Origin of the sequence: Streptomyces sp. NRRL S-1022 (assembly GCF_000720135.1) — a bacterium.
Classification (GTDB): domain Bacteria; phylum Actinomycetota; class Actinomycetes; order Streptomycetales; family Streptomycetaceae; genus Streptomyces.
The window spans coordinates 60948-85688 of the sequence record NZ_JOIU01000032.1; the positions used below are offsets into that span (position 1 = coordinate 60948).

Annotated in this window: 22 protein-coding genes and 2 pseudogenes; 14 read left to right on the forward strand and 10 right to left on the reverse strand. The window is 74.1% G+C overall.

Annotation, left to right across the window (positions count from 1 at the left end; genetic code table 11):
* Positions 1 to 702 carry a CDP-alcohol phosphatidyltransferase family protein gene (locus tag IG05_RS0135360; protein WP_030348182.1) on the reverse strand — a complete coding sequence of 234 codons (702 nt, stop codon included), beginning with the start codon at positions 700 to 702 and terminating at the stop codon, positions 1 to 3.
* A 67-nt stretch (positions 703 to 769) separates the two neighbouring features.
* Between IG05_RS0135360 and IG05_RS50090 the strand changes: the two genes are divergently transcribed.
* The 7 genes from IG05_RS50090 to pqqE all read left to right on the forward strand — a co-directional run bounded on the left by IG05_RS50090 (position 770) and on the right by pqqE (position 7056).
* Positions 770 to 2326 (forward strand): glycosyl hydrolase family 28-related protein, encoded by a 1557-nt coding sequence (locus IG05_RS50090; RefSeq protein WP_267883334.1) that lies wholly within the window; start codon positions 770 to 772, stop codon positions 2324 to 2326.
* Between the two features lie 422 nt (positions 2327 to 2748).
* On the forward strand, positions 2749 to 3795 hold the full coding sequence (locus tag IG05_RS0135370; protein WP_267883335.1) for a PQQ-dependent sugar dehydrogenase: 1047 nt from the start codon (positions 2749 to 2751) through the stop codon (positions 3793 to 3795).
* A gap of 55 nt (positions 3796 to 3850) precedes the next feature.
* Positions 3851 to 3991, forward strand: coding sequence for a pyrroloquinoline quinone precursor peptide PqqA (pqqA, locus tag IG05_RS0135375; RefSeq protein WP_030348185.1), 141 nt, complete (start codon positions 3851 to 3853; stop codon positions 3989 to 3991).
* 8 nt (positions 3992 to 3999) lie between these two features.
* The gene (gene pqqB / locus IG05_RS0135380; protein WP_030348186.1) at positions 4000 to 4914 is read left to right on the forward strand and encodes a pyrroloquinoline quinone biosynthesis protein PqqB; all 915 of its coding nucleotides are present in this window, start codon (positions 4000 to 4002) and stop codon (positions 4912 to 4914) included.
* A complete protein-coding gene (gene pqqC / locus IG05_RS0135385; protein WP_030348187.1) occupies positions 4911 to 5633 on the forward strand; it encodes a pyrroloquinoline-quinone synthase PqqC in 723 nt (240 codons plus the stop codon). Before pqqB ends, pqqC begins: the two co-directional genes overlap by 4 nt.
* Positions 5633 to 5902 carry a pyrroloquinoline quinone biosynthesis peptide chaperone PqqD gene (pqqD, locus tag IG05_RS0135390; RefSeq protein ID WP_199808433.1) on the forward strand — a complete coding sequence of 90 codons (270 nt, stop codon included), beginning with the start codon at positions 5633 to 5635 and terminating at the stop codon, positions 5900 to 5902. The genes pqqC and pqqD overlap by 1 nt, the downstream gene beginning before the upstream one ends.
* Positions 5899 to 7056 carry a pyrroloquinoline quinone biosynthesis protein PqqE gene (gene pqqE / locus IG05_RS0135395; RefSeq protein WP_030348189.1) on the forward strand — a complete coding sequence of 386 codons (1158 nt, stop codon included), beginning with the start codon at positions 5899 to 5901 and terminating at the stop codon, positions 7054 to 7056. Before pqqD ends, pqqE begins: the two co-directional genes overlap by 4 nt.
* Before the next feature lie 35 nt (positions 7057 to 7091).
* Here pqqE and IG05_RS0135400 read toward each other — a convergent pair whose 3' ends face one another.
* Positions 7092 to 7559: a DUF3291 domain-containing protein gene (locus tag IG05_RS0135400; protein WP_030348190.1), complete on the reverse strand. Its 468-nt coding sequence runs from the start codon at positions 7557 to 7559 to the stop codon at positions 7092 to 7094.
* Between the two features lie 32 nt (positions 7560 to 7591).
* A complete protein-coding gene (locus IG05_RS0135405) occupies positions 7592 to 8194 on the reverse strand; it encodes a helix-turn-helix transcriptional regulator (protein ID WP_051790611.1) in 603 nt (200 codons plus the stop codon).
* On the opposite strand from IG05_RS0135405, the gene IG05_RS50340 reads away from it, so the two are divergent.
* Together IG05_RS50340 and IG05_RS50345 are read left to right on the forward strand one after the other, a co-directional pair.
* Positions 8193 to 8534: a substrate-binding domain-containing protein gene (locus tag IG05_RS50340; RefSeq protein WP_324605039.1), complete on the forward strand. Its 342-nt coding sequence runs from the start codon at positions 8193 to 8195 to the stop codon at positions 8532 to 8534. The two genes, IG05_RS0135405 and IG05_RS50340, sit on opposite strands and share 2 nt — an antisense overlap.
* Positions 8495 to 8839 (forward strand): annotated as a pseudogene (locus tag IG05_RS50345) (substrate-binding domain-containing protein); the annotation flags it as partial. The gene IG05_RS50340 and the pseudogene IG05_RS50345, both read left to right, overlap by 40 nt.
* Positions 8840 to 9152: 313 nt before the next feature.
* On the opposite strand, the gene IG05_RS0135415 reads toward IG05_RS50345, so the two are convergent.
* The 3 genes and pseudogenes from IG05_RS0135415 to IG05_RS0135425 form a co-directional block, all read right to left on the reverse strand.
* Positions 9153 to 10109: an alpha/beta fold hydrolase gene (locus IG05_RS0135415; RefSeq protein ID WP_030348193.1), complete on the reverse strand. Its 957-nt coding sequence runs from the start codon at positions 10107 to 10109 to the stop codon at positions 9153 to 9155.
* A gap of 62 nt (positions 10110 to 10171) precedes the next feature.
* Positions 10172 to 11327: pseudogene (locus IG05_RS46010) on the reverse strand (reductase); the annotation flags it as partial.
* 46 nt (positions 11328 to 11373) lie between these two features.
* Positions 11374 to 12762, reverse strand: a complete 1389-nt coding sequence (locus IG05_RS0135425; RefSeq protein WP_030348195.1) for a hypothetical protein — start codon at positions 12760 to 12762, stop codon at positions 11374 to 11376.
* A gap of 578 nt (positions 12763 to 13340) precedes the next feature.
* On the opposite strand from IG05_RS0135425, the gene IG05_RS0135430 reads away from it, so the two are divergent.
* A complete protein-coding gene (locus IG05_RS0135430; protein ID WP_030348196.1) occupies positions 13341 to 14084 on the forward strand; it encodes a cobalt-precorrin-6A reductase in 744 nt (247 codons plus the stop codon).
* 21 nt (positions 14085 to 14105) lie between these two features.
* On the opposite strand, the gene IG05_RS0135435 is transcribed toward IG05_RS0135430, so the two are convergent.
* The gene (locus IG05_RS0135435; protein ID WP_107051482.1) at positions 14106 to 14777 is read right to left on the reverse strand and encodes a precorrin-8X methylmutase; all 672 of its coding nucleotides are present in this window, start codon (positions 14775 to 14777) and stop codon (positions 14106 to 14108) included.
* A 91-nt stretch (positions 14778 to 14868) separates the two neighbouring features.
* A complete protein-coding gene (locus tag IG05_RS0135440; RefSeq protein WP_030348198.1) occupies positions 14869 to 16236 on the reverse strand; it encodes an alkaline phosphatase PhoX in 1368 nt (455 codons plus the stop codon).
* Positions 16237 to 16424: 188 nt separating this feature from the next.
* On the opposite strand from IG05_RS0135440, the gene IG05_RS0135445 reads away from it, so the two are divergent.
* Positions 16425 to 17117, forward strand: a complete 693-nt coding sequence (locus tag IG05_RS0135445; RefSeq protein ID WP_030348199.1) for a response regulator — start codon at positions 16425 to 16427, stop codon at positions 17115 to 17117.
* A 418-nt stretch (positions 17118 to 17535) separates the two neighbouring features.
* On the opposite strand, the gene IG05_RS48075 is transcribed toward IG05_RS0135445, so the two are convergent.
* Positions 17536 to 17688, reverse strand: coding sequence for a hypothetical protein (locus IG05_RS48075; protein WP_158839084.1), 153 nt, complete (start codon positions 17686 to 17688; stop codon positions 17536 to 17538).
* A 161-nt stretch (positions 17689 to 17849) separates the two neighbouring features.
* Between IG05_RS48075 and IG05_RS0135455 the strand changes: the two genes are divergently transcribed.
* From IG05_RS0135455 to IG05_RS0135465, 3 genes are all read left to right on the forward strand, one after another.
* A complete protein-coding gene (locus IG05_RS0135455; RefSeq protein ID WP_030348200.1) occupies positions 17850 to 19592 on the forward strand; it encodes a GAF domain-containing protein in 1743 nt (580 codons plus the stop codon).
* A gap of 185 nt (positions 19593 to 19777) precedes the next feature.
* A complete protein-coding gene (locus tag IG05_RS0135460) occupies positions 19778 to 20653 on the forward strand; it encodes a universal stress protein (protein ID WP_030348201.1) in 876 nt (291 codons plus the stop codon).
* A 225-nt stretch (positions 20654 to 20878) separates the two neighbouring features.
* On the forward strand, positions 20879 to 23152 hold the full coding sequence (locus IG05_RS0135465; RefSeq protein ID WP_030348202.1) for an XRE family transcriptional regulator: 2274 nt from the start codon (positions 20879 to 20881) through the stop codon (positions 23150 to 23152).
* 19 nt (positions 23153 to 23171) lie between these two features.
* Here the strand turns inward: IG05_RS0135465 and IG05_RS0135470 are convergent, their stop codons facing one another.
* Complete coding sequence (locus tag IG05_RS0135470) at positions 23172 to 24143, reverse strand: helix-turn-helix domain-containing protein (protein WP_030348203.1); 972 nt, start codon at positions 24141 to 24143, stop codon at positions 23172 to 23174.
* Positions 24144 to 24741 lie beyond the last annotated feature (598 nt).

Below are 24741 nucleotides of genomic sequence, written 5' to 3' on the forward strand. Positions count from 1 at the left end.
TCAGCGCAACTCCCTGTACCACTTGACCAGGAAGGCGGCCATGAACAGGAGGTGGGCCAGCAGCAGCGTGCCGTAGACGGAAAGGAAGACGTGCTGACTGCCCAGGAATAGGAAGCTGACGCAGGTCACGCCGTAGTCGACCGGCAGCAGCAGTACGCACCGCAGCGCCGGCGTGGGCCCCGCCGGCGCGCGGTCCGCCGTACGCCGCTTGAGTTGTTCCGTCAGGATCCCGGCGAAGAAGATCACCACGGCGGCCATCTCGAACAGCATCGGCGCCAGCAGCCAGGCCGGGCTCGGCAGCGAGAAGAACCGGTAGAACGACACCAGCACGACCAGGTGGACCGTGACGAGCTTGAAGCAGTCCAGCACGTGGTCCAGCCACTCGCCGGACGGACTTCCCGAGCGCTGCGCGCGGGCGAGCTGGCCGTCCGCCGCGTCGAGGGCGAACCCCATGGCCAGAGCCGCGCAGACACAGACCGACAGCCCCGGGCCGGGCCGCACCAGGGCGACGGCGGCCAGGGCGGGGAAAGTGAACAGGGCGCCCAGCACGGTCAGCTGATTGGGGGTCGCCCCGGCCCGGTAGGCCAGCGCGGCCAGGACACGGCCGGCCGGGCGGTTGACGAACAGGGTGTACGCCGACACCCCGTTCGAAGACTTCTGTGCCGCCGTCATATGCCTGAGCGTGGCGATGAACCCGGCCATACCCCTCCTTACGGGGAAAGTTCCGGAATGTACTGGAAAGCGGTAAAAGATCGGGAAGAAGGTAAGTATGCCAGAACGGGATGGATCGGTGTCCGGTGTCAGCCGTCGGCTGCTCCTGCGTGGCGGCGTCTCGGCGCTGGCCGCGACGGCCCTGTCCACCCGTGGCGCGTCCGCCGTCCCGCGTTCCTCGGACAAGCCGGAGACCGTGGTCAACGTGGTCGACCTCGGAGCGGTGGGCGACGGACGGACCGACGACAGCGGAGCCTTCGAGATCGCCTACGCGTCCGCCGCCGCCCGCGTCTCCGACGGGGTCGGCCGCGTGGTGGTCGAGATTCCCGCAGGCGAGTTCCTCATCACCCGGCCGCTCGCGCTGCTGAACGGTACGGCCCCGCCGCGGCCCGCGAGCGGACTGCGCTTCTCCGGCGCGGGCAAGCGCATGACCAGCCTCGTCTTCCGGCCCGGCACCGGTCCGGGCTCCTATCTGTGCCGGAACCAGGACGTGTGGTCGAACCTCTCCTTCGAACGCATGCAGTTCCGCTCTGCCACGCCGGGCGCCTCCTTCTTCGACTCGTACTCGACCGGGCAGGCGCAGGACTACCGGTTCTCCGAGTGCGAGTGGAGGGGGGAGTGGGAGTACGGGCTCGTCCTGAGCGGCACGGACACCAACTCGGAGATGCGGTGGGAGGCGTGCCGGGTCGGTGGCCGCTACCGCAGGGCGTTCCTGTACTCGGGGCTGACCCGGAACGGGCAGCAGAAGCCCAACGACCAGGACCAGTTCCTCAACTACTGGTTCACCGACATGAAGGTCGAGTACGAGTGGGGCAACTTCCTGGAGTTCCCCTACGGCGGTTCCGTCGCCTGCCGGGGCGGCTCGTACATCATCACGGACAAGCGTCCGCAGAGCACCCCGGAATACGGCACCACCAGCACGTTCTTCCGCTTCCCCGTCAGCCGGCACCACGACTCCGTACAGCGGTTCCACGCCCAGGACATCCGGTTCGAGGTGCGCGACCCCGACGTGGTCGTCATCGACTGCGCGTGGAACAGCGGCACCGTCCACTTCGACGACTGCGACGACACCGGCCTCGCTTTCAAGGACTTCTCCGCCGAAGTCCGCCCGCACCGCTACACGGTGGGCCCGCGCGGGCCGCTGATCCGCTACGACTCCTGCCAGCTGGTGGGCCGCCACCTGTACCGGCCGGCCTCGGCGGACGCCCTCCCGGTCGTCGCCCGCTACGACATGTGCCTGCTCCGCAGTCACACGGCACACGACTTCGCGGTCGCCGACGGCACGCACCCGGTCCCCTTCGTCCAGTTCGTCGACTGCGTCGACGCCGGCACCACGAGCGACGCACCCGGGCCGGCCTCGCCCGCCACACCGCCCCCGCCCCCGTGCCTCACCCCCAGCCCGGACCCGAGCCCGGCCCCCGCCACGGCCCCCGAGCCGGCGCCCGCCACCCCACCCGGGCCGACGCCCGCCACCACATCCGGGCCGGCGGACATCACGTCACCCGCCATGACGCCCGAACCCAGCCCCGCGACGACTCCCCACGCCACGGACGCCCCGGCACCGCGCCACACCGCGCAGGCCGACTGCTCCTCCCCGCAGCAGAAGCCGCCCTGACACGGCGTACCGCGTCCTCGTCCTCCCGTACCACGGCGGGTCACTCGTCGGAGGGACTTCCCGGAGACGGTGAACCGGTGCCGGGCGGATCGGCCCGCAAGCTCACTGACAACCGCGGTTCCCACCCCGGAAAATCGGTCCGTCAGCAGGATGGACCGATACCGGTGGCCGTTGTTCCAGGGGGCGCCTGATACTCCAGGAAGGAGTCGTTGCCACGCTTCGGCCCTCGTCTTTTCCACCGGGCCCACACGACGCGGCGCAGCAATGAGACCCCCCTCGTAATCAGTCGGCCGCGTCGTTCCCGTCGAGTCATCACGCGGCCGCGCCACGACAGGAAAGGCATCAGGATGTCACGCTTGGCGCATTCGGCACTGCATCGGGTCCGCCCGGGCATGGCCGCCCTCACCGCTGTCGCCGCCGTCATGACCGTCGGCGTTTCTGATCCCCCCGCGACGGCCGCGGCACCGCCCGTCGTTCCCCGCGCGGGTGGCGCACCGTCAGGGATCAGCACGCTCACGGACAAGTTGACGACACCCTGGGGGATTTCGTTCCTCCGGGGCCGCAATGCGGCGCTGGTGACGGAACGCGACACCGGCGAGGTCTGGAAGGTCTCCCTGGACGGCACCAAGAAGAAGGCCGGCACGGTGCCGAACGCGGTATGGCACGAGGAGACGCAGGACAAGGGCGGCCTGCTGGGTGTCGCCGTGTCACCGACCTGGAACGGGACGACCGATCAGGACGTGTTCTTCATGGAGACCACGACCAAGGACAACCGCGTGGTCAGGATGCGCTTCAACGGCACCGCACTGAGCGGCTACACCCCCATCCTGACCGGAATCGTCAGGGACACCCAGCACAACGGCGGGCAGCTCGCCTTCGGCCCCGACGGATATCTGTACGTCACCACCGGCGACGCCCAGAAGGGCAGACTCGCACAGGACAGGAAATCCCTCAACGGAAAGATCCTGCGCATCACCAGATCCGGCGCCGCGGCACCCGGAAACCCCTTCGGAACACGCGTCTACAGCTATGGCCACCGCAATCCCCAGGGGCTGGCCTGGGACCGCGCCGGGCGGTTGTGGGAAACCGAGATCGGCCAGGAGACCTGGGACGAACTCAACCTCGTCAAGCCGGGGCGCAACTACGGCTGGCCGGCCTGCGAGGGCTCCTGCTCCGCCGCGGGAATGACGAATCCCAAAATGGTCTGGAAGCCCGACGAGGGAGGCGTGCCCGCCCAGCTCGCGGTCGTCGACAACGTCATCTACGCCTCCGCGCTGAGCGGTCACCGGTTGTGGCGGATGCCGATCGACGCATCGGGCCAGGGCGTCGGACCCGCCAAGGCCTACTACAACGGCACCTACGGCCGCCTCCGGGCGCTGGCCAAGGTCCCCGGCGCCGACCAGCTCTGGCTGGGCACGAGCGACCGCGGCGTCGACAAGGACCTCCTCCTCAAGGTGACCATCAAGTGAAGCCCCCTCCCGCACCGGGAGGTGAACACCCCTTGCCGAAAGGAAGGCACGCACCATGAACGAAGCCGTCGACCAGGCCGAGCCGGCCGCCCGCACCACCGCCGAGGAGACCGCCCCGACCGCCTGGCAGACCCCCGGGTACGCGATCGTCGACACCGCGCTGGAGGTCACCGCCTACTCCCTCAGCATCCGCTGACCCCCGCCGTGCTGCTGCAGGTGCTCGGCACCGCGGCCGGCGGCGGGGTCCCCCAGTGGAACTGCGCGTGCCCCGGGTGTTCCGGGGCACGCGCCCACCCCGGCCGGCGCCGCCGGCACGCCTCGCTGGCCGTCCGTGCCGACGAGGGCCGCTGGTACCTCGTCAACGCCACCCCCGACATCGGCGACCAGATCGAGGCCCACCCGGTCCTCCACCCCGGGCCCGGCCCCCGGCAGACGCCGATCGCCGGGATCGTCCTCACCGACGCCGAACTCGACCACACGCTGGGCATCTGGCGGCTGCGCGAGGCGGACGCCGTGGAGATCCTCGCCACCGCCCCGGTCCGCCGGGCCGTCGAGGGCCGCCTGGGCCTCGGCACGGTGCTCACCCCGTACACCACCCTCACCTGGCGGGAGCTGGAGCGCCGGGGGACGCAGCCGCTCGGCGCCAGCCCGGGCGACCCGGCCGGATCCGGCCTGCGGATCAGCGCGGTGCCCGTCTCCGGCAAGCGGCCCCGCTACGCCGCCGACGCGCCCGAGGACGACGCGTGGGTCGTCGCGCTGCGCCTGTACGAACCGGCCACCGGCCGGACCGTCCTGTACGCCCCGGCCGTCGCCGCCTGGTCGGACGCGCTCCACCGGGCCGCCGCCGAGGCCGACTGCGTCATCGTGGACGGCACCTTCTGGGACGAGGAGGAGCCCCGCCGCGCCGGCATCTCCTCCCGCACCGCCACCGGCATGGGCCACCTGCCCATCGACGGACCGGACGGTACCGCCGGCATCCTCGCCACGCTGTCCGCCCGCTGCCTCTACACCCACCTCAACAACACGAATCCCCTCGTCGACCCCGCCGCGCCGCAGCACAAGCGGCTCGCCCGGCTGGGCCTCGGCGTGGCCGACGACGGAATGGTGATCGAGCTGTGACCACGACACTCGCCCCGCCGGCGAAGCCCTGGACCCCTGCCGAGTTCGAGGACCGCCTGCGCACGGTGGGTCAGGACCGGTACCACGACCGCCACCCCTTCAACCTCCGCATGCACCAGGGCGACCTCGACCCGGACGAGGTGCGCTGCTGGATCACCAACCGCTTCCACTACCAGCGCCACATCCCGGTCAAGGACGCGCTGATCACCGCGAAGCTGGACTCGTCGCGGCTGCGGCGCATGTGGCTGCGGCGGATCGAGGACCACGACGGACGCGGCGAGGGCGAGGGCGGCATCGAGCGCTGGCTGCGGCTGGGCGAGGCGGCCGGCCTAAACCGCCGGACCCTGCTGTCGGGCGAGACGGTGCTGCCGGGCGTCCGGCTGGCGGTGGAGGGGTACGTCAATTTCTGCCGCCTGCGCTCACCCCTGGAGGCCGTCGCCGCCTCGCTCACCGAGCTGACCGCCCCGGACCTGATGCGCCTGCGCATCGAGGCGTTCGAGCGCCACTACCCCTGGATCGCGTCGGACGGGCTCGCCTACTTCCGTACCCGCGTCGACCAGGGCCGGCGCGACAGCGCCGAGGCGCTGGACCTCGTACTGCGGTGGGCCCGCACCCGCGAGGAGCAGGAACGGGCCGTGGCCGCGCTGTCCTTCAAGTGCGATGTGCTGTGGGCCCTGCTCGACGCCGTACAGCAGCACGGCGCGCGGGAGCGGGTGTGATGCCGCAGTCCACGGACGAGTGGTGCCCCGCGCTCGCCCCCGCGCTGATGCTGCGGCACGACCCCGTGCGCGGCACGGACCTGCTGGTCCTGCCGGAACGCGTGGTCGTCCTCAAGGGACACGGCGGCACGGTGGTCGGCCTGTGCGACGGCACCCGCACCGTGCACGGCATCGTCGGCGAGCTGGCCGAGCGCTTCCCCGGCGCGCCGGTGGCCGGCACCGTCCCCGCCTTCCTCGACAGCCTGCGGCAGGAGGGCTGGCTGAAGTGACCGCCCCCGTGAACCCCGGGCCCGCCGGAAGGACCGCACCTCCGTGGGCCCTGCTCGCCGAACTCACCCACGCCTGCCCGCTGCACTGCCCGTACTGCTCCAACCCGCTGGAACTGGCGCGCCGGTCAGCGGAGTTGAGCACCGAGGAGTGGGCGGACGTACTGCGCCAAGCCGGTGAGCTGGGCGTCGTGCACACCCATCTCTCCGGCGGTGAGCCGCTGCTGCGCCCCGACCTGGAGCGGATCGTCGCCGCCGCCGAGGCCGCCGGGATCTACACCCAGCTGGTCACGAGCGGCACCGGCCTGGACGGGGCCCGGCTGGCCGCGCTCACCGCGGCGGGGCTGCGCAGCGTCCAGCTGTCCGTCCAGCACGCCGACCCGCGGGCCGGTGACCGCATCGCCGGACGCCCGTCCTCCTTCGTCGCGAAGGAACGTGCCGCGGCACTGGTCCGCGGCGCCGGGCTGCCGCTCGGTCTGAACGTCGTGCTGCACCGCGACAACCTCGACGCCGTCGACGCGCTCATCGACCTGGGCGTGGCCTGGGGCGCGGACCGTGTCGAGCTGGCCAACGCGCAGTTCTACGGCTGGGGCCTGCTCAACCGGGCCGCGCTGCTGCCCACCCGGGACCAACTGGCCGCAGCCCGGGAGACGGTGGAGCGCCGCAAGGAGCAACTCGCGGGCCGGATCGACCTGGTGTGGGTCGTCCCCGACTACTTCGACGGCGTGGCCAAGCCCTGCATGGGCGGCTGGGGCGCGGTCTCGCTCACCGTTGCCCCGGACGGGACCGTCCTGCCGTGCCCGGCGGCCGCCTCCCTGCCGGACCTGGACCCGCCCACCGTCCGCGACCGTCCGCTCGCCTGGATCTGGGAGCACTCCGCGGCCTTCAACCGCTTCCGCGGCACCGACTGGATGACGGGACCGTGCGGCGGCTGCCCCCGCCGGGAGGAGGACTTCGGCGGCTGCCGCTGCCAGGCGTTCGCCCTCACCGGCGACGCCGCCCGCACCGATCCGGCGTGCGCGCTCTCCCCGGACCACCACCTGGTCCGCGAGCCGGCGGACGCCGGCCGGGCCGAGCCGCCGCCCTACGTCTACCGCCGCCCCGGGGCGGTACCGGCACCGGCACCGGCCCCCACCGCCCTCACGGCGGACGGCTGACCCGGCCCGGCCCGGTCGTGCGCCCGGGCGCGGGCCTAGGCCCGCGCCCGGACCGGTGCCGGGTGCGGGTCGCGGAAGGTGAAGGCCTCGGGGCCCGGGCCGTGTTCGCGGAGTATCGCGATCCGCTGCATCGCCTCGGCGACGGTCGGGCGGTGGCCGGCCGGGACCCACCACATGGCCTGGTGCGCCTCGGCCGAGCGGCGGAACCACTCCCGGCGGCGGCTCAGCACGCGCAGGTGATCGCTGTGGTACGTGAAGTTCCGCAGGGCTTCGATCGATTCCCAGACCGAGCAGTTGAACAGCAGCAGCGCGTCGTTGCCGTCGGGACGGATGCCGGTCGCGTCCGCGCCGCCGCCGTCGACCAGGCGCCAGACGAAGCCGGGGCTGCGGTCGGCGAGTGCGTTGATCTCCGGCTGCTGGGCGACGAAGTCGGCCAACTCGGGGCTGTCCAGCGGGGCGACGATGCGGCCGATGTTGACCTGCGCCAAGTGATGCTCAGTCATGGGGCAAGCATGACCCGGCCGCACCTCTATAGTCAATCAGATTTCTTTTTAGAAAGGCTCACGCAGCAGCCGCCGGGACACGGGTCCATCGCCGGTGACCACGGCTCGGGCGTCAGACCCTCGATGAGCGCCAGGTTCATCCCGCAGATCAGGGCGGGGAACTCCGTCGCCAGAGCGTGGAAGGGGCAGTTGCGCAGCCGCAGCGTCTCCCCGTCCCGGAACGGCTCGTAGCCGCGGGCCCGCAGCGCCGCCACCACATCGCCGGCGCGCGCGGCAGGCTGCGCCGCGCCCGCCGACCTCGCCGCGGCCTGGAGTTCCCGGTCCAGCCCGGCGTTCTCCACCACCTCGGCCAGCAGCCGGCCGGCATCGCCGTACGACCGCGGCGGCACCGAGACGGCATGCTCCCCCTCGGCGCGCCGGTACAGCTTCGCCGGCCGGCCCGCGCCGGGGCCGGTGCGCCCGGACAGCCGCCGGAACGACACGGCCAGCAGCCCGGCCTCGACCAGCTTGTCCAGGTGGAAGGCGGCCAGCGACCGGGAGATCCCGGCCGCCTCCGCGGCCGCGTCGCGGCCCACCTCCTCCGGTGCGGCGGCCACATGGCGGTAGAGCCTGCGGCGCACGGGGTCACTCAGCATGCCCAGCACGTCGAACGTGGAGTCTTCGGTTGTGGAGCCTTCGGCTGTGAATTCCGTGTCCGTGGAGTCTTCGTCAGTCACGGACCGACTCTATGACCAACGAGGACTGCGGAAAGGGGTCGGGGTCCTGATCCTCGACGCCGCCGACACCCGGGCGCTGCGCTCCTCCGTCCGGGAGGCGCACGTGGCGGGCGTCCCCGTCGTCGCGTACGACCGGCTCGCCGAGGGGCCGGTCTCGGGTTTCGTCAGCTTCGACGGCGCGCAGGTCGGCCGGCTCCAGGCGGGGCCCTGCTCCAGGTCATGGGCACCAGGGCGCACGGCGGGAACGTGGTCGTGCTGAACGGCGATCCGGCCAGCCCGAACGCGGCCTGGTTCAGTAAGGGCGCGCTGTCCGTCCTCACCGGCAGGGTCAGGATTACCACGTCGTACGACGTCCAGGGCTGGAGCACGGCAATCGCCCACGCCGACATGTCCGCGGCCCTCGCGGCCGTGTGCCCGGAACGGATCGACGGCGTCCTGGCGGCCGACGACGCGATAGCCGCGGGTGTCATCTCCGCCTACAAGGGCGCCCACGTCCGCAGGCTCCCTCCCGTCACCGGCCAGGACGCCGACCTCGACGCCGTACGACGCATCCTCAGGGGCGAGCAGTACATGACCGCCTGCAAACCGTTCCGGGCGGAGGCCGACGCGGTCGCCGCGACGGCCGGTCAGCCTGGGACGCGGCCGCGATCCGCGCGGCCTCGCCACGACGGCGGTCGACAGCCCCACCACGAAGCACATCCCGGCCGTGCTGCCCACACCGCGCGCGGTGACCGTCGACACCATCGAGGAGACGCTCGTGCAGGACGGCGGCTACACCATCGGCCAGATCTGCACCCGGCAACTGCGGGGACGGCCGCTGTGCGCGGGGAGCTCTCGACCCGGGTCTTCCCCGGCCCCGGCTCCCGGGGGCGCGTGGCTACGCGTGCAGGAAGTCGACGAGCGCCGCGTTCACCTCGTGGGGTCGTTCCTGCTGGGTCCAGTGTCCGCAGCCCGCCAGCTTCAGGGGCGGACGCCGCAGGCTGGGCATCAGGTCGGGGAGTTTCGCGATGAGTTCGGGGGTGCCGGGGAACGCGGGGACGACGTCGCGGTCGCCGTAGACGTACAGGGCGGGCGGGGTGACGACGGCTCCGTGCCAGGCAGCGGTCAGTTCCCAGTTGCGGTCCAGGTTGCGGTACCAGTTGAGTGCTCCGGTGAAGCCCTGGGAGAAGCTCTCGGTGAGCGCGTCCAGGTCCTCCTCGGTGAACCAGTCCGGCAGCACCTCCGGCTCCGGCATGGTGGCGAGCCAGCCCCGCTCGGGGTCGACCAGCGGCTGCCTGCCCGTGCCGGCGTCGGGTGAGTCCCCTGAGCCCCAGTAGAAGATCTTCCGCAGGGTGGTGCGCGGGTCCTCGGCGAACTCGGCGTCGGCGACACCGGGGCGGCTGAAGTAGTTCCAGTAGAAGCGGCCGTCGAACCTCTCGGCCATGGCGGCCAGCGGCGGGCGGGTCCCGCGGAAGGGCGGCGGCACGCTCAGGCCGGCCACCCCGAGCACCACGTCCGGGCGCAGCAGCGCGGTGTGCCAGGCGACCGGCGCCCCCCAGTCGTGTCCGACGACGTACGCCTTCTCCTCGCCGAGGGCGTGGATCAGTCCGACGACGTCGCCGACCAGGTGCAGGATGGTGTACGCGTCGACGTTCTCGGGATGGTCGCTGCGGCCGTAGCCGCGCTGGTCGGGGGCCACCACGCGGAAACCGGCGTCGGCCAGCGGGCCGAACTGGTGCTGCCAGGAGTGCCAGGACTCGGGGAAGCCGTGCAGGAGCACCACCAGCGGGCCGCTGCCCTGTTCGGCGATGTGCAGCCGGATGCCGTTCACGTCGACCATGCGATGTTCAACCATGTGTCCGAGCGTACGCGCGGTGATCTTCGGACGGCGGTACCGCTTCCAGGCCTGTCGTGCCGTCAGTACACGTTCCGGACCTGGCGTTTGTCGGCGGACAGACGCCTGACGTAGGCGGCGGGCCTCCTCGGCGTCCATGCCGCCGTGGTGGACGACGCTGTCCCGCAGCGCCTGGCCGACGTCCTTGGCCATGCGTCCCGCGTCGCCGCAGACGTAGAAGTGGGCGCCGTCCCGGAGCCACTGCCACAGGCGGGGGCCGTGCTCGCGCATCCGGTCCCGGACGTAGATCTTGTTGCGCTGGTCGCGGGAGAAGGCGAGGTCGAGACGGTCGAGGTGGCCGGACGCCCGGTACGCCTCCAGCTCCTCGCGGTGGTAGAAGTCGGTGGCCCGGCGCTGTTCGCCGAAGAAGAGCCAGTTGGGTCCGGTGTGGCCGCGGGCCAGGCGGTCTTCGAGGAAGCCGATGAAGGGGGCCACGCCGGTTCCGGGGCCGGCCATGATCATGGGGTGGCGGGGTCGGCGGGCGGGCGGAAGCGCGGGGCGCGCTGCACGAAGACCTGGACCGGGCCGTCGTCGGCGCAGTCGGCGAGGTAGGTGGAGCAGACGCCCTTGCGGTCCCGGCCCAGGTCGTTGGTGTAGCGGACGACCGAGACGGTGAGCCGGACCCCGCCGGGATGCGCGAGCGGGCCGGAGGCGATGGAGTACAGCCGGGGCTGGAGGCGCCCCGGCACCCCCGCCCAGTCCGCGGCGGAGGCCCGGACGGGATACGCGGCGACGAGGTCGGCGGCCTGCTTGCCCCAGCTCCACTGCGCCGGCGCGTCCTTGTTGTCCGGGCGCAGCAGCCGCTTGAGGTCGTGGCTGCCGGTGCGCTCTGCCACGAACCTGAGCAGGCCGGTGGTGACGCGGGCGATGTCCAGACGGGTGCGCAGGGCCTCTTCGAGCGGCAGCGGCGTGCCGTCGCCGAGGTCCACAAGCTCGCCGGGGGGCGCCGAGTCCGGTGAGCGTGAGCCATTCGGCGACCAGCCCGGCGCTGTTGGCCGGCCACACATCGAGTGCGTCACCGGCGTCGTAGGCGAGTTCGCCGCCGCGGGCGGCGACGAACTCCTCGTCGGTGTGGCCGTTCACGACCAGCAGGTGCAGCAGGCCGTTCAGCAGCGCGAGATCGGTACCGGGCCTGATCTGCAGGAACAGGTCGGTCTTGGCGGCGGTGGCGGTGCGGCGCGGGTCGACGACGATCAGCCTGGCGCCCGCCGACCGCACCGAGGCGTCACCGCTGCGTGTCCGGGAGCAGCAGCACGGTGTTGGAGACGCCTCCCGCCGCGGTGTTCACCGGCGCGACGGCGGGGTCCGCCTCCGGGCCGGGATGGCGGACGTAGGCGCCCGCGATCCGGCCGTCCAGCAGGAACGGGGAGACGACGGAGGGTACGTGGGCCACCTTCCGGGCGCCGTCGCGGCCGCGGAAGTGCATCCGGGTGCGGTCGGGCACGACCCGGCGCTGGAGGACGAGCGTGTGCTCGCGTGACCGCCGCGTCAGCAGGCCGAGCCACTCCCGTGCGGTCACCTGGTGCCCGGCGACGAAGCCGGCGCCGCCACGGCCGCACGAGGGTTTGACGACGAGTCCGGTCTGCTCCCGCGCGGCGCGCTCCAGGACACCGCGCCGCAGCTCGGGAGACTGCCCGGGGCCCAGCCAGGCCGTCCACGGCACATGCGCGAGGATCAGCTCGCGGTCCGCGGGCTCGTACAGGTCCAGATCCTCGTGCATCCAGGCCAGCACCTGCTTGGCGCTCAGCAGGCACGCCGCTTCGGGGACGAACAGCCGCACGCTGCCGGCCAGGACCGCGGCGCGCAGGACGCCGACGGAGCCGGCGTCCGCCAGCACCGCACTGGTGAACTGGTTGAAGACCACGTCGATGCGGTCGTCGCCGACCCACAGCCCGTCCGCGCCGCCGCGCACCTCGGACAGGTCCGCGACACACACGTCGAGGGCCGCCTCCCGGGCGGCCGCCGCGGCCGGCCGCAGATAGCGGCGCAGGGCGCGGGTGTCGTCCAGTTTCGCCGCGATGCCCGAGGTCGCCCGCCAGGTGGGGACGAGCGCCCGGCTCCGTCCGCCGCCGGCCGCCGGCGCGGCTCCGGCCAGGCAGGCCGCCCGCGCCCGCAGGGTCGACGGCGGCTCGGCCAGGGCGCCGTCCCGCCAGCCGCGGGCGAACGCCGCGCTGCGCTGCTCCAGGCCCGGGACGCCGTAGATGTTGGGGCCGATGTTCAGCTCGACGAACCACGGCGTACCGCCGGTCAGCAGCGCGTCCGGACGGGCCAGGCGCAGCAGGGCGGCGGCGGACAGCCGCTGCGACGGGTCGAGGAGCCGCAGGTCGCGGTGGTCGTGCAGGGCCCGGTACAGCTCACCGGCGGTCCCGGCCCGCCGCCGGCACGCGAGCAGGGCGCAGCGGAGCACGCCTGCCGCCAGCGCGCCGAACCGGTGGTAGGCCGCCTCGGAGAACACCAGCGGGCGCAGCGCCTCCCAGCTGCCCGGCAGGGCGTCGAGGACCCACCAGTCGGCCTCGGCGCTCCGGCGCAGCAGCTCCGCGCGGGCCCCGCCCGGCAGCCGGTGCCACAGGTCGTGCAGGGCCGCTCCCGAACCGCACCGCGCGTATGCCTCCATCGCTTCCGACGGTAAGCCGGGGCGGGCCGCCCCTCATCCCGGGCTCGTCTTGTAGCGCCGGTCGTCCATGGGCTCGAAGTAACTCTCCCGGGGCGCGGTGGAGCTGGGCACGGGTCGCTTCTCCGTTCGGTGGCAGGATGCGAGAGGCGGTGGCAGCCGTCGCCGCGTCACCTCCGCGCACGCTATCGACAACCGCCGCGCGTCCCCCGCGTGAGAAAGTGCACACCGCACCTATCGCGTGGGTGCGAGGGCCGGGTGAGCGTGTCGGGCAGGCGGCGGGCAGCGCGTACCAGGCGCCGTGCGGGTCCGCGCCGATCGCGTGCTCCGGCCGACGCCGGTCCCGGGTGCCGCGACTCCACCCCGTTCGCCCGCTTCCTGTGCGTCACCGTTCCTGTAGCGTCTGCTCCCGTCGGAGCAGGCGCTACGGGGGGCGGGAAGCCGGGCGGACGCAGCAGGAGGAGCACCTTGACGATCAGGCCGCAGACGCCCGCGACCGCTTCGACCGGCGCCGCGCCGACCGCCTCGCCGTCGTGGCCCCGGGCCACCCCCGCGGCTCCTCGTGAACGGACCCCGACCCCATGCACGTACTGATCCTCGGCGGCACCGGGGAGGCCCGCCGCCTCGCCGAACTGCTCGACGGGGCACCCGGGTTGAGGCTGACCAGTTCTCTGGCCGGACGGGTCGCAGGTCCCCGGGCGCTTCCCGGCGGGACGCGTGTCGGAGGCTTCGGCGGGGCGGCGGGGCTGACGGCGTGGCTGCGCGAGCACACGGTCGGCGCGGTCGTCGACGCCACCCACCCCTTCGCCGGGACGATCAGCTTCCACGCGGCACGGGCCGCTGCGGACGCCCGTGTTCCGCTGCTCGCCCTGCGCCGGCCCGGCTGGGTCCCCGTCCCGGGCGACCAGTGGTACGAGACGGACTCGCTGGAGGGGGCCGCGCGGGTACTGCCCGCACTCGGCCGGCGCGTGTTCCTCACCACCGGGCGCATGGGCCTGGCCGCCTTCGCGGACCTGGACGCCCTGTGGTTCCTCGTCCGGTCCGTGGACGCCCCCGAGCCTCCACAGCCGGTCCGCACGGAGGTGCTGCTGGACCGCGGCCCCTTCACCCTCGACGGGGAACGCGAACTGCTGCGGCGCCACCGCATCGACGTCGTCGTCACGAAGGACAGCGGCGGAGCGGCCACCGCGCCGAAACTGACGGCCGCCCGGGAGGCCGGGCTGCCCGTCGTCGTGGTGCGCAGGCCACCGGCTCCCGAGGGCGTGCCCGTCGTACCCGACCCGGAGAGCGCGGCCCGCTGGGTCCGCGAACGCCTCAGCCCCTGAGCGGTACCGCCGCCCGTCCCGTCACTCCTCCTCGCTGGCGATCGCGTTGACCGCGGCGGCGGCGATGGCGCTGCCGCCGCGACGGCCGCGGACCACCAGGTGCTCCAGCCCCGAGGTGTGCGCGGCCAGGGCGTCCTTGGACTCGGCGGCGCCGACGAACCCGACCGGGACACCGATGACGGCGGCGGGCCGGGGCCCGCCCGCCTCGATCATCTCCAGCAGGTGGAACAGCGCGGTGGGCGCGTTGCCGATGGCGACCACCGCGCCCTCCAGCCGGTCCCGCCACAGCTCCACCGCCGCGGCGCTGCGCGTGGTGCCCAGCCGCGCGGCCAGCTCCGCGACGGCCGGGTCGGACAGCGTGCAGAGCACGTCGTTGCCGGCCGGCAGCCGCCTGCGGGTCACCCCGCTGGCCACCATCTGCACGTCGCAGAGGACCGGCGCCCCGGCGCGCAGGGCCGCGCGGGCGCGGGCCACCACCCCCGGCGTGTAGACCAGGTCCCGGACGAGGTCGACCATCCCGCAGGCGTGGATCATGCGCACCGCGACCTGGCCGACGTCGGCGGGCAGGCCCGCGAGGTCGGCTTCGGCACGGATGGTGGCGAACGACTGGCGGTAGATGGCCGCGCCGTCCTTCTCGTAGACGTGGGTGGTCACGGTGCTCTTCTCGCTGTTCTGGGTCGTCGTGCGGCGCATGAGGTGATCGCCGGCGGCACGGCGGTGAGCATACCCACCGGCCCGCCGGACGCGGTGCCGAGGAACCCCGGGGGCCGCCGGCGTGCGGTGGTCACCTGCGCCACGGACCGGTCACCTCGAACGTCGTGCCGGGCGTGTAGCAGTTGACGAACATCGTCCGGCCGTCGGGGGAGAAGGTGACCCCGGCGAACTCGCCCCACTCGGGCTGCTCCGGCGTCCCGATGTCCTGCCGGCCCCGGGCCAACGCGTACACCTCGCCCGCGCGGGTCACGCCGAACACGTGCTGGGCGCCGTTGCCGTCCTCGCACACCATCAGGCCGCCGCTGGGCGCGAGGCAGATGTTGTCGGGGGACTCGCCGGGCAGCTGGACGTCGGTGTCCGGGCCGAACACGACGACGAGGGTCAGCCGGCGGCGCGCCGGGTCGTAGCGCCAGATCTGGCCGTAGTGGTCGGCCGCGGAGCCGTCCGCGCTGCGGGCGAACGACGACACGAAGTACACGTGGCCGCCGCCCCAGTAGCAGCCCTCCAGCTTCTGCGCGTGGGTGATGCCGCCGGGGCCGTAGTCCTGGAGCCGGGTCGGGGTGGAGGCGGCCAGCGGATCGGGTACGTCCACCCACTCGATGCCGTCGAAGTGCGCTCCGGTCTCCTGGACGGTGGACAGGTCCGGTACGCCGGGCACCCGCATGGCCTGGAGCCGGCCGCCCGCGCGGAGCGAACCGACACCGCCCAGCGGCTTGGCGGGCAGGAAGCGGTAGAAGAGACCGAACGGCTTCAGGAAGGCGTCCTCCGTCTCGTAGACGGTGCCGTTGCGCGGGTCGACCGCGATCGCCTCGTGCTGGAAGCGGCCCATCGCGGTCAGCGGGACCGCGCCGGTGCGGTGCGGGTCGGTGGGGTGGACCTCGAAGACGAAGCCGTGGTCCTTGGTGTAGCCGTTGGTGCCCGCCCGGTCCTCGGTCTCCTCGCAGGTCAGCCAGGTGCCCCAAGGAGTGCGGCCGCCCGCGCAGTTGACGGCCGTCCCCGCGATGGCGACCCGCTCGGACAGCACGCGGTGGTCCGCGTCGAGCGTCAGGGCCGTACAGCCGCCCTTGCCGGCCGGGTCGTAGGTGAGACCGCTCACGGCCGGTACCGGGATGCGTGCGGTGACCCGGTTCTCGTGGTTGCGGACGAGGTGCGTACGGCCCCCTCGCCCGCCGAACGCGGCCATGCCGTCGTGATTCGAGGGGACTTGGCCCTCGCCCGAACGGAGCCGGTCGCCCTCGCGGGAGAGCACGGTGTAGCGGAAACCTTTCGGCAGGTCGAGGAGCCCGTTCGGGTCGGGGACGAGCGGGCCGTAGCCGGTGTGGCCCAGGTCGTGCGCGGCGGCGGTGCCCGCGAAGAGCTCGGACAGGGCCCCGGTGAAGGCGATGCCCGCTCCCAGGGCACTTGCGTTGGCCAGGACCTGACGGCGTGTTGCAGACATGCGGCAGCAACCTTCCTGCTGGCGGACAGGAACTGTGACCTCGCCGTGTCTATCACCTGGTGCGGGCCGCGGGAACCACGCGCGCAACCGTGTCACCCGGTGCGGAGGAGGGCCGATCGGCCCTGGTCCGCGGACCCGGGGTGGAGCAGGATCGTGGGACGGGACCCAACACGCCACAAGGAGCGACGATGGTGCAGCGCGAGCAGGCCGGACCCGGCCGGCCGGTCCGGGTCTTCCTCCTCGACGACCACGAGGTGGTACGGCGCGGGGTGCGCGACCTGCTGGACGACGAGCCGGACATCACCGTGGCCGGCGAGGCGGCCACCGTCGAACAGGCGCTGGTGCGCGTCCCCGCCCTGCGTCCCGACGTCGCGGTGCTGGACGTCCGGCTGCCGGACGGCGACGGCGTGACCGCCTGCCGGGAACTGCGCTCGCACCTGCCCGGGCTGGCCTGTCTGATGCTGACCTCGTTCGACGACGAGGAGGCCCTGCTCGACTCGATCATGGCGGGCGCCTCCGGGTACGTCCTCAAGCAGATCCAGGGCGCGGACCTGGTCTCGGCCGTGCGCACGGTGGCCCGCGGGCAGTCCCTGCTGGATCCGAGCGCCACCGCCCGGCTCATGGCCGGGCTGCGCGCCGGCCGGCAGCGGGAGACCGAGCCGGGCGTCCTGCCCGGCCTGACCGAGCGGGAACGGCAGATCCTGGACCTCATCGGCGAGGGTCTGACCAACCGGCAGATCGGCGCGCGGCTGTACCTGGCCGAGAAGACGGTGAAGAACCACATCTCCCGGTTGCTCGCCAAGCTCGGTGTCGAACGCCGCGTCCAGGCCGCCGTCATCGCCACCCGTGCGCGGGACCGGCAGCGCGCCGACGGCCACTGAGCGCCCCGGCCTCTCCGCCAGGGTGCCGGTCAGCCGGCGCCAGGTCCGTCGCCGTCCGCGGGAACACCCCGCCCCCGACCGGCCGCCGGGGCGGCAGGGAGCCCGCACCGCGCCAGGCGTCGCCGCTCGGCGGTACCCGCCACGAGGACGCCCCGGCCGGGTACGACCGCCCTCCAGCCCGAGCGGGTCACCGCCTCGGACCCGTCCGCCTTGAAGGCGGCCATGCCCGTCAGTCCCGGAGGCGGTCATGCCCGTCAGCCCGGAAGGTGGCCATGTCCGTCAGTCCCGGGGGCGGTCATGTCCGTCAGTCCGGAAGGCGGCCACGTCCGTCAGGGTCATGCCCGTAACTCCGAAGGAGGTCATGCCCGTCAGCCCGGAAGGTGGCCATGTCCGTCAGTCCCGGGGGCGGTCATGTCCGTCAGTCCGGAAGGCGGCCACGTCCGTCAGGGTCGGCACCGCCCTGCCGGGCGCGCACGGCACGGCCGGCCGGCGCCCCGCCCGGCAGGCGCAGGCAGGCCCGCCGGGCGAGCGCGCGGACGTCCCCGATCCGCGGCACCAGGCCATCATCCACGCCTGCACCCCGGCGGGGACAGGGCCGTTCGGCCCTGCCCGAAGGGGTCCGGTCCGGGGACGCCCGCGTCGTGGTCCCGCGTCGTCCGCCCGCGCCGGGGCCCGCTACGGTGAACCTCGGCGGGGACGGGCGTACGCGGGGACGGGGCTGGAGGAACGGCGGTGGAAGGCTCCGAGGACGTGCGCGAGGGGCGGGCCGTGCGGCTGCCGCAGTTCCGGCTCGACGAGCTGCTGGACGAACTGCAGGCCCGTCTGGAAGCGGCCCGCGGCACCCAGAACAGGGTGCACAGCCTGCTGGAGGCGGTGCTCTCGGTCGGCCGCGAACTGGACCTGGAGCAGGTGCTGCGCGGCATCGTGGAGGCCGCGGCGGCCCTGGTCGACGCCGAGTACGCGGCGCTCGGCGTGATCGGCTCGGACGGCGAGCGGCTCTCGGCCTTCGTCACGGCCGGCGTCGACGCGGAGCGGATCGCCCGCATCGGCCGCTACCCGGACGGCCGCGGCATCCTCGGCGAACTCATCCGCCACCCGGCGCCGTTACGGCTGGCCAAGCTCTCCGAGCACGCGGCGTCGTACGGCTTCCCGCCCGGCCATCCGCCGATGAACAGCTTCCTCGGCGTGCCCATCCGGGTGCGCGACCAGGTCTTCGGCAACCTCTACCTGACCGAGAAGCGGGGCGGGCTGCAGTTCGACGAGGACGACGAGTCGGTGCTGTCCACGCTGGCCGTGGCGGCGGGCGTGGCGATCGACAACGCCCGCCTGTACGAGGAGTCCAGGCTGCGGGGGCGCTGGCTGGAGGCGAGCGCGGAGATCGGCAGGAGCCTGATGTCCGGCACGGGCCAGCACGAGGTGCTGGGGCTGATCGCCGAGCGGGCGCGGGACATCACCGGCGCGGCGCTCGCCACGGTGGCCACCCCCGTGCAGGACACCGGCACCCTCGCGGTGGAGCTGGCCATCGGCCGGGAGGCGGAGGCGCACCGCGGGCTGGTGCTGCCCGTCGAGGGGAGCCTCACCGGACAGGCCTTCGCCCGTGGCGCGCCGGTGAGCAGCCCGGACGTCTCCTGTGACGACCGGGTCACGGCCGGACCGCCGCGCTTCGCCGGCCTGGGCCCGGCAGTCGCCGTACCGATCGGCCGGCGGGAGCGCGTCCGGGGCGTGGTCCTGCTGGCGCGGCAGACGGGGGCGAGCGACTTCTCCGCGACCGAGACGGAACTGCTGAAGGGGTTCGCCACGCAGGCCGCCGTCGCCATGGAACTCGCGCAGCGGCGCCGGGACGCCGAGCAGATCGCCCTGCTGGAGGACCGCGACCGCATCGCCCGCGACCTGCACGACCTCGCCATCCAGCGGCTGTTCGCCACCGGCATGACGCTGCAGAGCGCGGGCCGGTTCATCGAGCACCCGCAGGCCGCGGAGCGGGTGCGGCGGGCCGTGGACGACCTCGACGAGACCATCAAGATCATCAGGTCGACCATCTTCGGGCTGCGCGCCCCGGACGGCGACCGGGCACCCGGGCTGCGGGCCCGCGCGGTGCGGGTGGCCGGCGAGGCCACGCCGGTGCTGGGCTTCGCGCCCGGCCTCCGGATGGAGGGCCTGCTCGACACCCATGTGCCGCGGGAGACCGCCGACCATGTCGTGGCCGTCCTGTCCGAGGCCCTCACCAACATCGCCCGGCACGCCCGCGCCCGCCGCGCCGCCGTGGTGCTGGAGACCGACGGGACAGAGGTGCGGCTCACCGTCACCGACGACGGTGTCGGTATCCCGCCCGAGGGCCGCCGCAGCGGACTGCGCAACCTGGCGGAACGGGCGCGCGGCCTCGGCGGCGGCCTGGAACTGGCCCGGCCCGACGACGGGGGCACCCGGCTGGTCTGGCACGCGCCGCTGCACGGGACGGCGGCTGCCGAGGACTAGGCGCCGTACGGCAGCGGGGTCGTCCCCCCGGTGAGGCGCCGTGAGCACGGGGCCGGCCGTCGACGGCCGCGGCTGCCGGTGATCCTGCCCCAGCGGTCTGTTCGTGCCCGGCGCCGGGGCGTGTCACGGTGGCATCGAGGGCCTGTGCCGCGGGCACGGCGGCCCGGCGAAAGGCGGTGAGCCCGATGACGGAACTGCCCCTGGTCGTGGGAGTGGACGGATCCGGGTCCAGTCTGACGGCGGTCGACTGGGCGGCGGACGAGGCGGCCCGCCGGGGCCTGCCGCTGCGGCTGGTGTACGCCTGTGTCTGGGAGCGCTACGAGGGCGCCGCACCGTCGGGCGGCCAGGAGCCCCTCTCGGAGCAGGCGCTGGCCGAGCAGATCGTCGCCTCGGCGGCGGCCCGGGCCCGGCAGCGGTCCCCGAAGGTGCCGACGGTCACCGATGTCGTCCCGCAGGAGGCGGTGGCCGCTCTGCTGGGCGAAGGCGACAAGGCGTTCGCCGTGGTGACCGGAGCGCGCGGCCGGGGCGTGGTGAAGGGGCTGCTGCCCGGCTCGGTCGGCCAGGCCGTGGCCGCCCGCGCCCGCTGCCCGGTCGTCGTCGTCCGCGGGGACCGGGCCGGTCTGGCCGGCACCCACCGGCGCGTCCTGCTCGGCGCCGGCGATCCGGACACCGCCGGCGACGCCGTGCGCTTCGCCGTCCAGGAGGCCGAGGCACGCGGCTGCGTCCTCGATGCCGTACGGGCCTGGCACCGCCCCGCACGTGAGAGCGCCGGCCGTCCGCTGCTCGGCAAGGACTCCGCGCACCGGCACGAGCGGGAGGCGGCCGGGCTGCTGGACACCCTGCTGGGGGAGGTGACCGGGGACCATCCGCGGGTCCGGGTGGAGCGCACGACGCTGGAGGGCCACGCCCGGAAGGTGCTGGTGGACCGCACGGCCGCCGCCGACCTGGTCGTCGTCGGCGTCCGCCCGCGGCACGGCCGTCCCGGACACCAGCTCGGCGGGGTGGCGCACGCCCTGCTGCACCACGCCCTGTGCCCCGTGGCGCTCGTGCCGCAGGGGTGACCGGTCGACGTGTGCGGCCGGTCGACGCGTACGGCCGGTGGATGCGGGCGGCCGGTGGACGCGTGCGCCCGGTCGATGCGTGCGGCTGGTCGTCGCGTGCGCCCGGTGGGTCCGGGCGCGGCCCCCGCGGCGGACCGACCGTCCGGGCGCGGCCCCCGCGGGCGGATCGTGATCAACGACCCGCCCGAGTATTAGAATGTTCAATCACAGGGGGAGGGGATGGGCGTGTCCGCACCGGAGGCGGCATTCGGGCCGTTGCTACGGCAGATGCGACTGGCGAAGTCGCTGACCATGGAGGCGCTGGCCGAAGCGTCCGGGGTCAGCGTGCGCGGCATCGGCGACCTGGAGCGCGGCCGGCGGGCCGCACCCCAGCGGCGGACGGTGGCCGCGCTCGCGGACGGACTCGGTCTCACCCACACCGAACGGGAACGGCTGCTCGCCGCCGCCCGCGCCGGACGCACCCCCATCTACAGTCCCGTCGGCGTCCGCTCCTTTCCGCGCGGCACCGACGACTTCGTCGGCCGCACCGCCGAGCTGAGCCGCCTGGAGGAACTCGCGCGACCGGGGAAGGGCGACGGCGCCGCCCCGCAGGCCCAGCCCGTCGTCGTCGCCGTCCACGGCGCGCCCGGCACCGGCAAGACCACCCTCGCGCTGCGCGCCGCCCGCCGGCTCGCCGACCGCTACCCGGACGGCCAGCTCCTGCTGGACCTCAGGGGGACCGACGACAGCCCGCCCGCACCGCCCGAGCTGATGGTCCGTGTGCTCAAGGCCGCCGGTGTGCCCGACCGGGACCTGGCGCAGGCGGGATCGCAGGCCCACCCCGCCCTGTACCGGCAGGTCCTCGCCGACCGCCGCTGCCTGCTGGTGCTGGACGACGCCCGCGACGAGACGCAGGTCCGCCCGCTGCTGCCGGGCGCCGGCGGGACGCTGGTCCTGGTCACCAGCCGCCGTATGCTCACCGGACTGGACGACGTGCACCGGCTGCCGCTCGGCCGGCTCGGCCCCGCAGAGTCGGCCGCCTTCCTGGCCTCCCTCGTCGGCGAGGACCGGGCCGCCGCCGAACCGGAGGCCCTGGAGGAGGTCGCCCGGCTCTGCGCCCACCTGCCGCTCGCCCTCAGGGTCGCGGGCAACTGGCTGGCCACCCGCACCGGCTGGAGCGTGCGCCGGCTCGCGGACCGGCTGGCGCGCGAGGAACGGCGCCTGGAGACGCTCTCCGCCGGCGACGTCCGGGTGGCGAGCGCCTTCGACCTCTCCTACCGGCAGCTGACGCCCCCGGCCGCCCGCATGTTCCGCCGCCTGTCCCTGGTCCCCGGCCCGGACGTGGGCGCCGCCTGCGCCGCCCGCCTCACCGGCCAGGACCTCTACGACACCGAGGACACCCTGGAGGAACTGGTCGAGGCCGGTCTGCTCGACACCGGCGACGACCGCTACCGGCTGCACGACCTGCTGTGCCTGTACGGCCGCGACCGCCTCCTCGCCGAGGAGGAGGCGGCGGACATCGAGCGGGCCCGCCGGTCGATGTACCGCTGGCTGCTGGAGACGGCCGTCGTGGCCGGCCGGTGGTACGAGCCCGGCCACGGCGCCCCGCCCCCCTCCTGGCAGGGCACGGTCGACCTCTCCGGCGCCGACAAGGCCCGCGACTGGCTCCAGGCCGAGGCCGCCAACTGGCTCGCGGCCCTGCACGCCGCCGCGGCGGACGGCGACCACGCCACCGTCGTCGAGGTGGCCGAGGCCCTGCACTGGTTCTCCGACCAGTGGATCTTCTGGGGCCACTGGACCGAGGTCTTCGGCACCGCCGCCCGCTCCGCCGAGGCCCTCGGCGACCCGGTCCTCGAAGCGACCCAGCTCAACTACTACGCCTGGGCCCTCATCCTGTGCGAGGGCAGGCCGCAGGACAGTTTCCGGTACTCCGCCCGCGCCCTCGCCGCGGCCCGGCGGGCCGGTGACACCGCGCAGCAGGCGTGGGCGCACCAGTACGCCTCGTGGGCCCACCGCCTGCTCGGCGCGCACGACCGGGCCGCCGGGCACACCGCCGAAGCCGTCGCGCTGTTCCGGTCCGCAGGGGACCTGCACGGCATGCTCCAGGCCCTGATCTCACGCGCCATGGAGCTGCGCAGAACCGGCCACCACGAGGAGTCGATCGAGGTCTACCGGCAGACCCTCGCCCGGCTGGACGAGGCCGGCGACCGCGTCGAACCGCACATCGCCGCCTTCACCCGGGCCAGCGTGCTGGCGGGCCTGGGAGCAGGCTACGGCGGCATGGGCCGCTGGGACGAAGCGGTGGAACACCTGCGCGCCTCGGTCGAGCTGTCCCGGACGGACGGCAACGTCGCCCTGGAGAGCCGCTACCTCCTCTCGCTCGGCGACGTCCTGCTCGGCGCCGGCCGCACCGCCGAGGCACGCGAGGTGTTCGCGCGGTGCGTCGCCCTCGGCCCCGACGCGGACGCGGAACGGGTCGCGCGGGCCCGCGCCCGGCTCGCCCGCCTGGACACCGGCTGACAGGCGCCCCGCCACGGCGTCAGTCGTGTGCCCGCCCGCCCGTGCCCTGCTCCAGGTGCAGGGCGCGCCACTCCCGCGGGGAGATCCCGTAGGTGGCGCGGAACGCCCGGCTGAAGTGGGCCGGATTGACGAACCCCCAGCGCCGGGCCACCGCCGAGACGGTCGGGGTCACCCGCCCGCGCCGGGCCAGTTCACGCCCGCACGCCTCCAGCCGCCGCTGCTGGACGAGACGGCTCACGGTGATGCCCTCGCCCTCGAAGAGCCGGTGCAGGTAGCGGACGGACATGTGGTGTGCCCGGGCGATGGACTCCGGTGACAGGGACGCCTCGCCGAGATGCCGGTCGATGTGGGCCCGGACACTCCGTACCAGGTGGTCGCGGCTGCCGTCCGGCTCCCGGTGGGCCTGGTCGGCGATCAGCGTGGCGAACAGGTCCACGACGTGGCCCGCCAGCCGCTGTGCGGCCTCCGGCGCGTGGGAGGGGGCCGAGGCGGCCAGCGTCGCGAGGAAGGGCCGCAGCACCGCGCCGAAGCCGCTGCCCGTACCGATGGCGGTACCGGTGACCAGCCTGATGTCGCTGTCGGAGACGCCCAGCGCATGGCGCGGGACCTGGAAGACATGGGTGGCGAACCGCTCCGGATAGCTGACGGAGAAGGGCCGTGCCGTGTCGTAGAGCACCAGGTCGCCGATGCCCAGCTCGGCCCGCCGGCCGTCCTGGACGAAGGTCGCCGTACCCGCCAGCTGGAGACCGACCGCCACCTCGTTCCCGGGTGACCGCCCGATCAGGGCCGGGGTGCGGGTGACCCGCTTGGCGTCGGCCTCCATGCGGGAGATCCGCAGACAGCCGAGCCGGTCGGTGACGATCCTGCCGCCGAACGGCCTGCCGGCCCGCGGGGTGACGGTGACCGGCACCAGCGCCCGGCCCAGCGCGTCGCTCCAGTAGGCGACCTTGTCCTGGTCCGGTACCGCGTCGGTCGACAGCACCACGCTCACCCTGCACTCCCTCGGCCTGCGGTCGGCGGGGCCCTCCTCGCGGTCCCGTCCGCACCAGCCAAGCAGCGGGGCCCGCTCCCGACCAGGAAGAAGACAGGCAGAAACAGCCGGGAGAAGTGCCGCCACGGCGCGGGGCGGACGCGCGCTTCCCGCCGCGGCAACCCCGGCGCGGCGCCGCACCGCGCACGGCTCGCCCCCTGTCCGCACCGAACGCCGGACGCCCTCCCCGCCGCTCCCCGAGCCCTCCGGGCCGCCGTCGTGGGCTCCCTCGGCGGACGCCCACCGCCGGACCGTCCCGGCGCCCGGACCACCGCTTCGGCCAGGGGGCCATGAACCTGATACGCCCGCCCACCGCGACCGGCGGCGACGCGGGCCGCTACGGCCGTCCGCCGCCCCCGCCCCCGGCAGGGGGACGGGCTGACCGGCTGACCGGCCCCGAACTGTGCACGCAGCGGCAAGTGTTCGCCCGGCGGCGCCGCCCACGGCCCGCGCGGCGCGCCCTAGGTGTATTGACCCGCAGTGTTGTTGACGCGGCTGATGGGCGGGTGTCCGCCGAGTGCGGTGTGGCAGCGGTGGTGGTTGTAGGTGTGGAGGAAGT

Bases quoted from the DNA above. Each gene is read 5' to 3' on its own strand.
- IG05_RS0135360 (WP_030348182.1), bottom strand. From the start codon at position 702: ATGGCCGGGTTCATCGCCACGCTCAGGCATATGACGGCGGCACAGAAG.
- IG05_RS50090 (WP_267883334.1), top strand. From the start codon at position 770: ATGCCAGAACGGGATGGATCGGTGTCCGGTGTCAGCCGTCGGCTGCTC.
- IG05_RS0135370 (WP_267883335.1), top strand. From the start codon at position 2,749: ATGACCGTCGGCGTTTCTGATCCCCCCGCGACGGCCGCGGCACCGCCC.
- pqqA (WP_030348185.1), top strand. From the start codon at position 3,851: ATGAACGAAGCCGTCGACCAGGCCGAGCCGGCCGCCCGCACCACCGCC.
- pqqD (WP_199808433.1), top strand. From the start codon at position 5,633: ATGCCGCAGTCCACGGACGAGTGGTGCCCCGCGCTCGCCCCCGCGCTG.
- IG05_RS0135400 (WP_030348190.1), bottom strand. From the start codon at position 7,559: ATGACTGAGCATCACTTGGCGCAGGTCAACATCGGCCGCATCGTCGCC.
- IG05_RS50340 (WP_324605039.1), top strand. From the start codon at position 8,193: ATGCCCAGCACGTCGAACGTGGAGTCTTCGGTTGTGGAGCCTTCGGCT.
- IG05_RS0135405 (WP_051790611.1), bottom strand. From the start codon at position 8,194: ATGCTGAGTGACCCCGTGCGCCGCAGGCTCTACCGCCATGTGGCCGCC.
- IG05_RS0135415 (WP_030348193.1), bottom strand. From the start codon at position 10,109: ATGGTTGAACATCGCATGGTCGACGTGAACGGCATCCGGCTGCACATC.
- IG05_RS0135425 (WP_030348195.1), bottom strand. From the start codon at position 12,762: ATGGAGGCATACGCGCGGTGCGGTTCGGGAGCGGCCCTGCACGACCTG.
- IG05_RS0135430 (WP_030348196.1), top strand. From the start codon at position 13,341: ATGCACGTACTGATCCTCGGCGGCACCGGGGAGGCCCGCCGCCTCGCC.
- IG05_RS0135435 (WP_107051482.1), bottom strand. From the start codon at position 14,777: ATGCGCCGCACGACGACCCAGAACAGCGAGAAGAGCACCGTGACCACC.
- IG05_RS0135440 (WP_030348198.1), bottom strand. From the start codon at position 16,236: ATGTCTGCAACACGCCGTCAGGTCCTGGCCAACGCAAGTGCCCTGGGA.
- IG05_RS0135445 (WP_030348199.1), top strand. From the start codon at position 16,425: ATGGTGCAGCGCGAGCAGGCCGGACCCGGCCGGCCGGTCCGGGTCTTC.
- IG05_RS0135460 (WP_030348201.1), top strand. From the start codon at position 19,778: ATGACGGAACTGCCCCTGGTCGTGGGAGTGGACGGATCCGGGTCCAGT.